Source organism: Mesorhizobium sp. 113-3-3, from assembly GCF_016756495.1.
GTDB lineage: Bacteria > Pseudomonadota > Alphaproteobacteria > Rhizobiales > Rhizobiaceae > Mesorhizobium.
The window spans coordinates 3298317-3310760 of sequence record NZ_AP023243.1 but is presented as its reverse complement, the minus strand read 5'-3'; the positions used below and the strand labels follow the sequence as shown (position 1 = coordinate 3310760).

At 63.4% G+C, this 12444-nt stretch carries 17 protein-coding genes; 7 read left to right on the top strand and 10 right to left on the bottom strand.

Features of this window, described 5'->3' with window-relative positions; genetic code table 11:
• Nucleotides 1-259: 259 nt before the first annotated feature.
• Together metF and JG746_RS16150 are read right to left on the bottom strand one after the other, a co-directional pair.
• Nucleotides 260-1177, bottom strand: coding sequence for a methylenetetrahydrofolate reductase [NAD(P)H] (gene metF / locus JG746_RS16155; RefSeq protein ID WP_183460855.1), 918 nt, complete (start codon nt 1175-1177; stop codon nt 260-262).
• Nucleotides 1177-2199, bottom strand: a complete 1023-nt coding sequence (locus tag JG746_RS16150; RefSeq protein WP_202359032.1) for an ArsR/SmtB family transcription factor — start codon at nt 2197-2199, stop codon at nt 1177-1179. The genes metF and JG746_RS16150 overlap by 1 nt, the downstream gene beginning before the upstream one ends.
• A 194-nt stretch (nt 2200-2393) precedes the next feature.
• Between JG746_RS16150 and tsaA the strand changes: the two genes are divergently transcribed.
• Nucleotides 2394-2918: a tRNA (N6-threonylcarbamoyladenosine(37)-N6)-methyltransferase TrmO gene (tsaA, locus tag JG746_RS16145; RefSeq protein ID WP_446721210.1), complete on the top strand. Its 525-nt coding sequence runs from the start codon at nt 2394-2396 to the stop codon at nt 2916-2918.
• On the top strand, nt 2915-3229 hold the full coding sequence (locus JG746_RS16140; protein WP_202359031.1) for a DUF2293 domain-containing protein: 315 nt from the start codon (nt 2915-2917) through the stop codon (nt 3227-3229). Before tsaA ends, JG746_RS16140 begins: the two co-directional genes overlap by 4 nt.
• A 6-nt stretch (nt 3230-3235) precedes the next feature.
• Here JG746_RS16140 and JG746_RS16135 read toward each other — a convergent pair whose 3' ends face one another.
• On the bottom strand, nt 3236-3745 hold the full coding sequence (locus tag JG746_RS16135) for a hypothetical protein (RefSeq protein ID WP_202359030.1): 510 nt from the start codon (nt 3743-3745) through the stop codon (nt 3236-3238).
• Between the two features lie 156 nt (nt 3746-3901).
• Between JG746_RS16135 and JG746_RS16130 the strand changes: the two genes are divergently transcribed.
• On the top strand, nt 3902-4864 hold the full coding sequence (locus JG746_RS16130) for a D-amino acid aminotransferase (RefSeq protein ID WP_202359029.1): 963 nt from the start codon (nt 3902-3904) through the stop codon (nt 4862-4864).
• Between the two features lie 130 nt (nt 4865-4994).
• Entirely contained in the window at nt 4995-5834 is an 840-nt protein-coding gene (locus JG746_RS16125) for an SDR family oxidoreductase (RefSeq protein WP_202359028.1), read from the top strand.
• A gap of 66 nt (nt 5835-5900) precedes the next feature.
• On the opposite strand, the gene JG746_RS16120 is transcribed toward JG746_RS16125, so the two are convergent.
• Nucleotides 5901-6518 (bottom strand): MOSC domain-containing protein, encoded by a 618-nt coding sequence (locus JG746_RS16120; protein WP_202359027.1) that lies wholly within the window; start codon nt 6516-6518, stop codon nt 5901-5903.
• A gap of 17 nt (nt 6519-6535) precedes the next feature.
• Nucleotides 6536-7165, bottom strand: a complete 630-nt coding sequence (locus tag JG746_RS16115) for a TetR/AcrR family transcriptional regulator (RefSeq protein ID WP_202359026.1) — start codon at nt 7163-7165, stop codon at nt 6536-6538.
• A 118-nt stretch (nt 7166-7283) separates the two neighbouring features.
• Here JG746_RS16115 and JG746_RS16110 point away from each other — a divergent pair, with 118 nt between their 5' ends.
• Together JG746_RS16110 and JG746_RS16105 are read left to right on the top strand one after the other, a co-directional pair.
• Nucleotides 7284-7706 carry a hypothetical protein gene (locus JG746_RS16110; RefSeq protein ID WP_202359025.1) on the top strand — a complete coding sequence of 141 codons (423 nt, stop codon included), beginning with the start codon at nt 7284-7286 and terminating at the stop codon, nt 7704-7706.
• 30 nt (nt 7707-7736) lie between these two features.
• Nucleotides 7737-8117, top strand: a complete 381-nt coding sequence (locus JG746_RS16105; protein ID WP_202359384.1) for a VOC family protein — start codon at nt 7737-7739, stop codon at nt 8115-8117.
• A 23-nt stretch (nt 8118-8140) separates the two neighbouring features.
• On the opposite strand, the gene JG746_RS16100 is transcribed toward JG746_RS16105, so the two are convergent.
• Nucleotides 8141-8554 (bottom strand): hypothetical protein, encoded by a 414-nt coding sequence (locus tag JG746_RS16100; RefSeq protein ID WP_202359024.1) that lies wholly within the window; start codon nt 8552-8554, stop codon nt 8141-8143.
• A gap of 230 nt (nt 8555-8784) precedes the next feature.
• Here JG746_RS16100 and JG746_RS16095 point away from each other — a divergent pair, with 230 nt between their 5' ends.
• Nucleotides 8785-9351 carry a methyltransferase family protein gene (locus tag JG746_RS16095; protein ID WP_202359023.1) on the top strand — a complete coding sequence of 189 codons (567 nt, stop codon included), beginning with the start codon at nt 8785-8787 and terminating at the stop codon, nt 9349-9351.
• Nucleotides 9352-9378: 27 nt separating this feature from the next.
• On the opposite strand, the gene JG746_RS16090 is transcribed toward JG746_RS16095, so the two are convergent.
• From JG746_RS16090 to tam, 4 genes are all read right to left on the bottom strand, one after another.
• Nucleotides 9379-9795: a GFA family protein gene (locus JG746_RS16090; protein ID WP_202359022.1), complete on the bottom strand. Its 417-nt coding sequence runs from the start codon at nt 9793-9795 to the stop codon at nt 9379-9381.
• A 156-nt stretch (nt 9796-9951) separates the two neighbouring features.
• Nucleotides 9952-11073: a beta-ketoacyl-ACP synthase III gene (locus JG746_RS16085; RefSeq protein WP_202359021.1), complete on the bottom strand. Its 1122-nt coding sequence runs from the start codon at nt 11071-11073 to the stop codon at nt 9952-9954.
• A 131-nt stretch (nt 11074-11204) separates the two neighbouring features.
• Nucleotides 11205-11540 (bottom strand): hypothetical protein, encoded by a 336-nt coding sequence (locus tag JG746_RS16080; RefSeq protein ID WP_202359020.1) that lies wholly within the window; start codon nt 11538-11540, stop codon nt 11205-11207.
• A gap of 111 nt (nt 11541-11651) precedes the next feature.
• The gene (gene tam, locus JG746_RS16075) at nt 11652-12422 is read right to left on the bottom strand and encodes a trans-aconitate 2-methyltransferase (protein WP_202359019.1); all 771 of its coding nucleotides are present in this window, start codon (nt 12420-12422) and stop codon (nt 11652-11654) included.
• Nucleotides 12423-12444: the final 22 nt, after the last annotated feature.

Below are 12444 nucleotides of genomic sequence, written 5' to 3'. Positions count from 1 at the left end.
GCAATGCAGCACATTTTCCGCTTGCCTGTGGCACAAATGAACCTAGACTCTGAGGCATAGCTCTTTAAGAGGAGGCTATGTCATGGGACTTACGAGGCCGATCAACGCATTGATGATTTGTGCTGCGTTTGCTTTCATCGGCGCCCTCATTATGGGCGTCCTTCCCTGAACCCGCCAAAACGGGGAAGACCAGCACCAGATAGTCTAAGCAATTCGAAAGGCCGGGTTTTTACCCGGCCTTTTGCTGTTCAGCCCGGTCTCACGCAGCGGCCGAGCCTGCCACCTCCGCTTCGTGCGAGCGGATGCCGATCATGTGGCAAATGGCGAAAACGAGGTCGGCGCGGTTCATCGTGTAGAAGTGGAAATCACCCACCCCGCGCTCGACCAGGTCGAGAACCTGTTCGGCGGCGACGGCCGATGCCACCAGCGCATGCGTCTGCGGGTCATTCTGCAGGCCGTCGAAGCGCTCGGCCAGCCATGCCGGCACCAGCGCGCCGCAGCGCGCCGAAAAATTGGCGACCTGGGTGAAATTGTGCACCGGCAGGATGCCCGGAACGATCGGGATGTAGATGCCGGCCCGGCGCGCGCGCTCGACATAGCGCTCGTAGAGGTCATTGTCGAAGAAGAACTGGGTGATCGCCCGCGTCGCGCCATTGTCGACCTTGCGCTTGAGCATGTCGATATCGGTGGCGAAGTCAGGGCTTTCCGGATGCTTTTCCGGATAGGCCGAAACCGAGATGTCGAAATCGCCGGCATCCTTGAGAGCTCCGACCAGTTCAGCGCCATTGGCGTAGCCGTCCGGATGCGGACGGTAGGCGGTGCCCACGCCCGCGGCCGGATCGCCGCGCAGGGCGACGAAGCGCTTGACCCCCATATCAACGAATTCCTGGATCACCGCGTCGACCTGATGGCGGGCAGCATCGACGCAGGTCATGTGCGCGGCCGGCGTCAGGCTGGTCTCGTTCAGGATGCGGCCGATGGTGCGCGCCGTGCGTTCACGCGTCGAGCCGCCGGCGCCATAGGTCACCGAGACGAATTTCGGCTTCAGCGGCTCCAGCCGCGTGACCGTGTCCCACAACCTCGCCTCCATCTCGTCATTCTTGGGCGGGAAGAATTCGAAGGAAACTTTGACCTTGTCGCCAATGTCGGGGCGGCGGGAAAAGCGGAACTGGTTCATCAGGCGATTTCCCCTATCGAATTCACTTTGGTCTGTTGGCTGTCATTGGCAGGGTCGGCGATCAGCAGGCGCCGGTCGCGGCCAAGCCAGAGCTTGACGGTGAGCCTCGCCTCATTGCCGCCGCGCGGTTCGAATTCCTGGGCATCCTCGAGATCGAGGCCGGCCTCGGCAAACCATTCGCCGATCTGCCGGTCGGAAAAGCCGAGCCGCATATGTGCGTGCTCTTCGCGCAGGAATTCCAGCGTGTGCGGCGCGAAGTCGACGATGACCAGCCGCCCCGACGGACGCAAAAGCCGCGCCGCCTCGTGGATGGCGCGGGCCGGATCGTCGAGATAGTGCAGCACCTGATGGATGGTGACGAGATCGAAGGCATCGCGCTCGACCGGCGGTGAGAAGATATCGCCCTGCCGCACCTGCGCGTTCGAAACCCCGGCCTTGTCGAGATTGGCGCGCGCCACGGTCAGCATCTCGCGCGACATGTCGATGCCGACGCCGCGCCGGTAGAGCGGCGAGAAGATTTCGAGCAGCCGGCCGGTGCCGGTGCCGAGATCCAGCATCGACTGGAACGGCCGCTTGCCGACCAGCTTCAGCATCGCCGCCTCGACCGCGCGGTCCGGCACATGCAGCGAGCGGATATGATCCCAGCTTGCGGCATTCACCGAGAAATACTCCGCCGCCCGGTCCTGCCGCTTGCGCTTGACCGAGGCCAGCCGCTCGAGGTCGCGCTCGACCTGCGGGTCGGCGCCGCGAATGCCGGAAACCAGTCCCATCACGAAGTCACGCGCCGAATCGGCATCCGACAGGCGGAAGAACGCCCATGACCCTTCCTGGTAGCGGTCGATCAGCCCGGCCTCGAGAAGCAGCTTCAAATGCCTGGAAACGCGCGGCTGCGACTGGCCGAGAATTTCGGTAAGATCGGAAACGGTGAGGTCGCCACGCGACAACAGTGCCAATATGCGCAGACGGCTGGATTCGGCCGCCGCCTTCAGCGTATCCACCATGGTGTCGAGAGAGACATGCATCAGCGTATTCTCTTTTCAGCGCATTCACTTTGAAAAAGATATAAACATATGTTTATGTCGATTTTCAAAACCTTGCAAGCGCTATGTCGCTTCCGGACAAGAAAATGCCGCATGCGTGATTTTTCGGTGCGCACCGCCCAAAAATGTGGTGCGGTCTTCCGACAATGACAGGCACCAGCACTGAGATGGGCGGAATGACCGGGCCGCGCGAAATGTTCGAGGCACGCGAAGGCGAGCAGAGGTTGGAACAGGATCCGGCAACGATGCCGGCGGATGGCGGTGTCGTCTTCATCGGCCGCATCGCCTCGCCCTGGACGACACGGGAGACCTGCCCGAAGAACATGCGCACGGCCCGCGAGACCGGGCAGCCGGCGGTGCTGACCATCGACGCGCCGTACCGCCGTGGCTTGCAGGGCCTGGAGCGCGCCAGCCATGTCATCGTCCTGTCCTGGCTGCATCACGCGCCGCGGAATCTGATTGTGCAAAAACCCCGCCATGCGGCTGCAGCCAAAGGCGTATTCGGCCTGCGCTCCCCTGCCCGGCCGAACCCGGTCGGCCTGCATGTGGCAAGGCTCGTTGGGTTGGACATCGCCACCGGACGCATCGATCTCGACGCCATCGACGTGCTCGACGGCACCCCCGTCATCGACATCAAGCCCTACTTCGCCTCGACAGACGCCATGCCGGAGGCGACCGTCGAAGGACGCGATGAACGATGACAGCACCAACCGGCCGCCGCCGCGCCATCGCCAAGGCGCTGACCACCCTTCTGCCGCTGGCGCCCTACGCCGACATGGAGAAGATCCGTGCCGATGCCGGCGCGGTGCATATGAAGACCTTGCCGCCGGGCATTGCCGTGTGGCTGGCAACCATTGCCCACATCCGCCACATGCATACCGACTACGAAAAGCTGCTGGCCGAGGGCTACGACCGCGACTCCGCCCGCTTCTTCGTCATCGAGCAGACCAACATCGTGCTCACCCGCTGGCGCGCCACACGGCTGCTCGACGCCGACGACGAAGAGGAGTAAGGGCGGCTATTGCCGCGTCAGCACGGCGATCGCATTGTAGGGCTGGCCGTCGGCCTGCCCGACCCAGGTCCAGGACAGGTTTCCCTTGAAGAAGCGGACGGTAATGTCGCCGCCATCGATGCACTTGTCCTGGCCATAGGTGATGCTCTCGTGGAATTCCGCGGACGTCTCGTCCCGCGACGTCTGCGACAGCGATCCGCCGCAGCCAAGCGACGGATAATCGATCGACGCGCCGTCATCCCTGATCGTCATGGTGATCGACCAGTCGGCGCCAGCGTCACCCGCCGGGCTCTGGTGGCCGCTGCCGACCCAAATGCCGGTCAGCGTCGGCGCCGGCACGTTTACCGCGCAAGGGACATTCTGGAAGATCGGCGTCAGTTCGCTGCCGGTCTTCTCGCAGCGATAGGTCTGGCCGTTCTGGCAGAGTTCGTCACCTTGTTTCACGCATTGCGCGCCGGCCTCGCCCGCGGCGGCGAAAATCACCGTGGCTGCGATGATGGTCCCAAGCCTGCCCATGTCCCCTCCCCATTCCAAGTCATCGGATCATAAGGCAATTCCAATCCAGTGTATCGGCCAGACCGTCATGGAGGACGAACAGCGCCTGATGGCTGGCTCTATGCCTTCCGTCAGGGGCCGGTAGGCTAACGATCAGCTCTGCGCGAGGAGGCCCCGATGGACCAGACGACGGCAACACAGGCTTCAAAGCCGCTGCCGGCGGTGAGCGATCGCCATATCGACCCGCATGCCTATCCCGAGGGCATCGCCTTCCTCGACGGCCAGTACCTGCCGATGTCGCAAGCCAAGGTCTCGGTACTGGACTGGGGCTTCCTGCATTCAGACGCCACCTACGACACGGTGCATGTCTGGGACGGCCGCTTCTTCCGCCTCGATCTGCATCTCGACCGCTTCTTCGGCGGGCTGGAAAGGCTGCGCATGACCATCCCCTTCGACAGGGACGGCGTGGCCGAGATCCTGCACAATTGCGTCGCCCTTTCGGGCCATCCCGCCGCCTATGTCGAAATGCTGTGCACGCGCGGCGCCTCGCCGACCTTCAGCCGCGACCCGCGCCAGGCGATCAACCGCTTCATGGCCTTCGCCGTGCCGTTCGGCTCGGTCGCCAATGCCGAGCAGCTGCGACGCGGCCTGCGCGTAGCCATCAGCGACAAGGTGCGCATCCCGCCGGCCTCGATCGATCCGGCGATCAAGAATTACCATTGGCTCGACCTGGTGCGCGGCCTCTACGATGCCTATGACCAAGGTGCCGAGACCGCGCTCCTCCTCGACTTCAACGGCAATGTCGCCGAAGGCCCGGGCTTCAACGTCTTTTGCGTCAAGGACGGCAGCCTGTCGACGCCGGCCATCGGCGTGCTGCCCGGCATCACCCGCCGCACCGTCTTCGATCTCTGCGCCGAGGAAGGTCTTGTCGCCGCCGCAGCCGATGTCAGCGTCGCCGCGCTCAAGGCGGCCGACGAAGTCTTCATCACCTCGACCGCCGGCGGCATCATGCCGGTGACCGAGATCGACGGCGTGGCGATCGCCGGCGGCAAGGTCGGGCCTGTCACCAGCCGGCTGATGGCGCTCTATTGGCAAAAACACGACGATCCGGCCTGGTCGTCTCAGGTGAAGTATCCCTGATCAAAGGGGGCCGTTCAAAAAGATTCCCCCTCGCCTCTGGAAAATCACGGGACAGGCCGTATATGCCCGAAAGCGGAGAAGCCTCCGCTTTCACCCGAAATCACGCCCGCAGGGGCAAGGATTCCACATCATGACATCAAAGGTTTGGTTCATCACCGGATCGTCGAAGGGTTTCGGCCGCGTCTGGGCCGAGGCCGCATTGGCGCGCGGCGACCGCGTTGCCGCGACCGCCCGTGACGCCGGCACGCTCGCCGATCTGGTCGAGAAGTATGGCGACAACATCGCCGCGATAAAGCTCGACGTCACCGACAAGAAGGCCGTCGATGCCGCCGTTGCCGAAGCCCACAAACGCTTTGGCCAGCTTGACGTCGTCATCAACAATGCCGGCTACGGCCATTTCGGCGCCATCGAGGAAGTCAGCGAGGAGGAAGCCCGCGACCAGATCGAAACCAATGTGTTCGGCGCCCTCTGGGTCACCCAGGCCGTGCTGCCGATCATGCGGGCACAGCGATCCGGCCACATCATCCAGATCTCGTCGATCGGCGGCGTCAACGCCTTTGCCTCGCTCGGTCTCTACCACGCCTCGAAATGGGCGCTGGAAGCCTTCAGCCAGTCGCTCAGCATCGAGGTCGCGGAATTCGGCATCCATGTCACGCTGGTCGAGCCGGGCGGCTTCTCCACCGACTGGTCCGGCGCCTCGGCCAAGGTCTCCAAGCCGATCGAGGCCTACGCGCCCGCCCGCGCCAAGATGGCCGAGCGCCGCGCCAATTCGGTCGCCGGCGATCCCGAGGCCACCGGGCCGGCGATGCTGGTCATCGTCGACGCCGCCGAGCCGCCGCTGCGTGTATTCTTCGGCGATGGCGGCCTGCCGATGATCCGCCAGGAATACGCCAACCGCCTCGCCACCTGGGACAAATGGGACCACGTGTCGGTCATGGCGCAAGGCGCCAGGAAGAACCGAAAGGGCTGAGGCCCGGCGCTTCTGCTACGCCGTTCATCGGCGGCGTAGCCCTTTGGCCACGATGAGAACGCGCGGCTATGCCTGATAAATCCACTGTTCCGGCACCCGCGCCGAAATCTCTTCGCCGGCCCTGATCCTCCCCGGCTTCTCGACCCAGGCGACGACGCCGCGCAGCCGTTTGGCCACTTTCGGAAAGAGCAGTGCGCCGGCTTCGATGTCGGCCATCCCCGCATTTTCGGCGATCGATCGCCCGGCGATCCGGCACGGTCCGTTCTGGGCGTCGACCTTGAGGGTCACGCCATCCCTGAAGAACAGCAGCGTGCCGGCCGGCAGCATCGACAGATGCGGCACGCCTTCGATCACCAGATTGGCGCCGATCCATTCCGGCTTGATTTGGGGAAGGCCCATCCGCTCGGCGACGATGGCCAGTTCGTCGGCAGCCACGATCGACAGCTGCCGCTCATTGCGTATTTCGGTGCCGCGCGGATACCAGGGTTCGCGCCCGCCCGAGCGCCGTGTCGATCCGGCGTGGAAATCGCCCAAAATGCCGTCGAAGCCGAGCCGCAGTTCCTCCACGGGTCTTGTCTGGAAATGATCCGATGGAGCGACATAGAGCGCCGCAGCGCGAGCGGAGAGCTTTTTCGCCGGGATGATTTCGACCGGCTTCTCGGCTTCAGGGAAGAGATCCAGCATGGCGTACCGTCCTTGAATCACGCTCCCCGTTTTTGCCCTTCGGGCGGCAAGGCCGCAAGAGCGGTTTGGGCCATAATGCGCAACTCTTCGACCGACGCGCCGTCCCGCGCCTGGATCGACATGCCGTTCATGACACCGGCGATATATTTGGCGAAGCTCTCGACGGAGAGGTCTTCCGGCAGGTCGCCCGCCGCCTGGCCTTTGGCCAGACGCTCCGCGATCGCCGCCTCGCTCGCCTTGCGATAGGCCTTGAGTTCATCGGCCACGGCTTGCGCCTGCGGCGAGGCCGCCAGCGCACCGCTGACGAAAAGGCATCCGCCCGGCTTGCCGGGCCTGGAATAGGCCTCCGCCGCGCCCAGCAGCAACCGCCGGATCGCCTCGCGCGTCGGCACCGGCGCGCTCAGCGCGTCCAGCGCAAAGCCGATCTCCGTCTGGTGGTAGCGGGTCAGCGCCTTGCGGAACAAAGTCTCCTTGTCGGTGAAGGCGTTGTAGATCTGCGGCGGCGTCAGCCCCATCGCCTCGCGCAGCATGGCCAGCGATGTCGCCTCATAGCCATGCTCCCAGAACAGATGCATCGCCGCATCCAGCGCGCGGTCGGGATCGAACGCGCGGGGGCGACCACCCCTGGCCTTTTCCAAATTATCCATAGTGATCGATACGAAACCTGTTGACTAGATCGGCGAGCATAACGTAACAATTGATACGAAACATGGCAAGCCGGAAGCTCCGGCAAGGCCGTGCAGCCCGAGGACAAGGAGAGACCGAATGCCCATCACCGTGACCGCGCCGGAAGGCGTCCTGACAGAGGCCGGAGAGCGCGAAATCCTGCCCCGCCTCAGCGCCGCCCTCATCGAAGCCTCCGGCGCCACCGGCAATTCGTTCTTCACCGCCATTGTCGGCGGCACGGTCCACATCCTGCCGTCCCGCCACATCTATGCCGGCGGCGCCAACAGGCCCGTCGTGATGGTTGAGTTGAAATTGCCCAATATCGGCCTTGGCTCAATCGAGGCCCGCAACGCCTTCATCGCCACGGCCGCCGGCATTGTCGCCGAACTCTGCGTGCCCGGCCACAAGCCCGAAGACACCTGGATCAACATCGTCAACGCGCCCGACGGCGGCTGGGGTATCGGCGACAGGCAATTTACCGGCGACGCTCTCATCGCCGCCGCCACCGCAGCCGCGCACTGATCCGACAGGGAAAAGTGGCTCTCCCCCTCGCTGTTCTTCACCACCAATTGCGAGCCGGCACTGGCGTTCTACGAACAGTGCGGTCTTGGCCGGGGAACGATCCTGTTGCGCTGGGGCGACAACGGCATGCCGGTGCGCACGGAAACCATGCGCGGAAAAATCCTGCATGCGCGCTTCGAAGGTCCGGGCGTGCTGTTCCATGCCTCCGACAATGACGATGCGGAGCCGATGAAAGGTTCCGCCATGATGCTGGAGTTTGATGACCTCGCGGCCATGCGGGACCTTTTCTCCCGTATGGCCGCCGGCGGCCGCATCACGGTTCCCCTGGCGCGGCAATGTTGGGGAACCAGTTTCGGCATGCTGGTCGACGCCTATGGCGTGCAGTGGATGTTCAGCAGCCCCGTTGAATGAAGCATCGCGCTGCCTTTTCTCGGCTATTTCTCGCGAGACCAGATCGCGCAATAGAACTTTTCGCCTGTACTCGGATTTCGGAAGGTCTTGATTTGCGTTCTGGGCATATCGACAGAGCGAGCGAATTTTTCTGCCTCGGCAATCCGCGCGGCGTCGCCAGCCTCAAACTGCCAAAACGGCTTGGGAAGCCTTGACTTCACATACTCAAGCTTGACGACAATGAGCAGTCCTCGGCCGAGTTTGCAATCTATCGACGTTGGCCGCATGCCGGCCTTGTCCATCCGTCTTGCTTCGCGGACGGCAGCATCAACGCTTTGCCATCTATCGCCGGATTTGGCCTGAGCAGTCGTCGTCCCAATGAACGGCAGCGCTAACGAACAGGCGGCGGCCAACACCAAAGACCTGGTGCCGATAATCCTTGCGCGACAAGCTTTCATCCCTCACCCCTCTCCGATGGAGCTTCAATCCTTGCATTGATGTTGCCCCGAAGGCCAGCGCAACGCCGCGGCTAGATCGTACGACATGCCATCGCGGCAGCTGCCAGCAACCGTTCGAAGCCCTTGCCAGGCAAACATTCGATCACGACCTTCTTACCGGAACGCCCGCCGCGCCGCATTGCCGCCGCGTCGGATCGCTTTCATGGTGGCGAGACACTGTGGAGGTTCTCATGCGACCGGCGACGGTGATCGCGCTGCTTTGGCTCGTCTGGGTGGTCACCTGGATTGCGGCCGCCACGTGGGCTGATCCGGCTCAAAAACGCGCCACCCTAGGCACGGAGGTCCGTTATCGTATCTTCTGGCTGGCAGGCACAGTCCTGCTGTTCGTTCCGGCGCACGGCTATGAAGGCATGTTGAGATTGTGGACTCCGACCCTGGCCGAGGCTTGGGCTTGCATTGCCCTGATCGCCATCGGCCTCATCTTCTCGTGGTGGGCGCGCATCCATTTGGGCAGGCTGTGGTCGGCCTCGATCACCGCCAAAGCCGACCACCGTGTGATCGATACCGGCCCCTATGGGCTGGTCCGTCACCCGATCTATACAGGATTGCTGCTGGCGCTCCTCGCCACCGTGGCGACGAAGGGCACCGTCTGGGGCATCGCAGGTGTCGCACTGCTCACCATCGGCATCGTCATGAAGGCAAGGCTCGAGGAGCGCTTCCTGCGCGGCGAACTTGGTCCCGCCTATGACGACTACGCGCGGCGGGTGCCGATGCTGGTTCCCTTTATGCCGGCCTGACACGCCAAGGTGCGTTGGAACGCCAGTTCAGCTTGATTTGCCGGTCGCGCTGCCTTGCCGAAAATGGTCGACGGCGCCGTCGATTTCTACCCAATCATGTTTCGATTGCTCGAAGATCGACCGGGCGGGCGGCGGGTATTTCGGGTCAACCAGGGCGCCGACGGCGACACCAATCAATGACGGCAGCCTGTCGGCTTTCCAATAGACCGTCGAGCCGCAGGCGGGACAGAAGTGGTTGCGCACCTTGCCGCCGCTTGCCGCTTCGCGGGTGAATTCTCTCGAGGTTCCTGAGATGGCGACAGTGTCGGCCGGATAAAAGGCGCCGACGCCGAAGGGCGCGCCGGTTCGGCGCTGGCAATCGAGACAGTGGCAGGCGACAACCAGTTTTGACGGTCCTGTCAGCGTCAGCGTGAGGGCACCGCAACTGCATCGGGCATCGACCATTGGAACTCTCCTTTCCGAAACGGATCGCGTCAATTCAAGCTGAGCCCCAACACAGGCTGTGTTGAGGGTCAGGTCAGGCTGGACGGGAGTGAAGGACGGCGCGAAGCGGCCGGGACGAGACGAAGGTCCCTTCAGGCCGGCGTCACCGCGATATGCCTAGAGCATTCGGATGAGCGCGCCGCCTATCGAATAGCCCGCGCCAAAGGCGCAGATCAAGCCGAAATCGCCGGGTTTCATGTCGGCATGGTTCTCCGACAGCGCAACGATGGCGCCGGCGCCCGCCGTGTTGCCCAGCCGCTCCAGCACCATCGGCGCACGGTCGTGATCGACATCGTGGCCGAACGACAGTTTCAGGATCATCGCATTCATGCGCGCATTGGCCTGGTGCAGCCAGAAGCGCCGGATCGCCTGCGGCGTCAGCCCATGCTCGGCCAGGAACTCGACGATGAATTTCTGGCCGGCGACGGTGACTTCCTTGAACACCTTGTTGCCGACCTGTTTGATCAGGTTGCCTTCCAGGTTGATCATGTAGGGATCGTCCTGGGCGGTGCGGGTGTGGTAGCCGAGATTGGTGCGGATGTTGTTCGACATCTGCGTCCACAGCCGCGTGTCCAGCACCTCGAAACGCCCCGGCCGCTTGTCGCCCTGGGCAAGTCCCTCCACCACCATCGACACCGAGGCGTCGCCGAAGATGAAATGCGTCTGCCGGTCGCGGAAATTGAGATGGCCGGTGATGATTTCGGGCGTGGTCACCAGGATGCGCTTATGCGCGCCAGAGCGCACCAGATTGACCGCCATGTGCAGCGCCGCCGCCGCGGACGAACAGCCAAGTCCCATGTCGAAGCCGGCGCCGGTCGTGCCGAGCACCTCCTGCATTTCGATGGCGATCGCCGGATAGGGGCGCTGATGGTGCGAGGCCGAGCAGATGATCAGGTCGATCTGGGACGGTTCAAGCCCGGCATGGTCGAGCGCCTTCCTGGCCGAGGCGATGCCGAACTCGGCCTCCAGCGACAGCGCATCGTCGGGCCGCGCCGGAATGCGCGGTGTCATGCGGGTCGGGTCGAGAATGCCTTCGCGCTCGATGACATGACGGGATTTCACCCCCGAGGCATGGACGATGAAGTCGCTGTCGGATTTCTGCAGCAGCGCCTCGCCGGTGCCCTGGCGGCGCGCATTCTCCGTGTCGACCCAGCTGTTGAAGCTCTCGACCAGTTCTTCATTCGTGATGACAGCTTCAGGAATTTCAGCGCCGATGCCGCTGATGATGACGCGATGCATGTTTCAGTCCGTCCCATCCGCAGGCGTTGCGGCTTCATGTGGGCGCCGAAACGCTTCGGCGCAACACTTTTCTCACCAGGCCGGTTTACGCCGGCTTAAACCAAATGTTCAGGCCGGGTCGAACCAGGATTTCACCAGGCGCACACTTTGGTGTTTGTCTGCGGATTGTTCCAGCAGGCGCCGTCGTCGCGGCTGCGCACGAACTGTCCCGGCAGCGGCACGTTGCGGCGGCCGAGATTGACATAGCCATAGGCAAAGCCCGGCCCGTCGATCTCCAGCACATAGGTCGGGTAACCCGGCGCCGAGATGCGGAAGCTGCCTGCATCATCGATCGCGCGGTAGCTGCACGGGAAATAGCCGTCATCCGTGGTGAAGCAGCGCGCCCGTTTGGCTTCCGCCGAAACCGAGAACGCCAGAAGTGCCGCCGCGCACACGCCGCCGCCATAGAGCAACCTTTCCAAACGCATTGTTTCCCCCCTGCCACGCGGCCATCAAGGCCCCACGCGATGAATTGGGCATGACGGCGAAACGGGGTCAAGCCGCTGCAAAGGGCCGCACATAAAGTGGGTAATTCTTTCCTAGCCTGCCCGCTTGGCGACGATGAAAATGCGCGGGAAACGCAGCAGCACCTTGCCGTTGGCGGCCTTCGGATAGGCCTTGGCGATCTTTGCGGTGTAGCTGTCGAGGAAGATCTTGCGCTCGTCCGCGTCAAGCGGATCGAGGAAAGGCTTCAGCCCGGTCGACTTCACCCACTCGACGATCGCCTCGGCGTCGGCCAGCGGATGGTTGTAGGCCGTATGCCAGATATCCAGCCTATCGGAGAGCGGTGACAACAGGTCATAGTAGAACGACACCGGCGGCAACGGTCCGCGCGCCGCACCCTTCAGCTTCTCGGCGAACGGCATTTCGGCAGCGGTTTCCCGCATCATCTGATGCGAGGGCTCAAGCAGATTGTCCGGCATCTGCACGGCGAGCGCGCCTCCGGGCGCCAGAAAGCCCATCAGCCGCTGGAACACCGCCGGATGCGTGGGCAGCCACTGGAACACTGCATTGGCGAAGATCACATTGACCGGTTCGGCCGGCTGCCAGGTCGATGCATCGGCGAGGTCGAAGCTGACATTGGGCAGGCGCGCCCTCGCCTTCTCGATCATGTCGGGAGAGGTGTCGAAGCCGCTCACGGCAGCATCCGGCCAGCGTTCGACCAGAAGCTCGGTCGAATTGCCCGGCCCGCAGCCTATGTCGACGACCCGGCGCGGAAAATCGACCGGCACTTGCGCGACAAGGTCACGCGCCGGCCGCGTGCGCTCATCCTCGAATTTCAGATATTGGGCGGCGGACCAGTCGGCCATTTGAGCTCCTCATGTGGCTTTG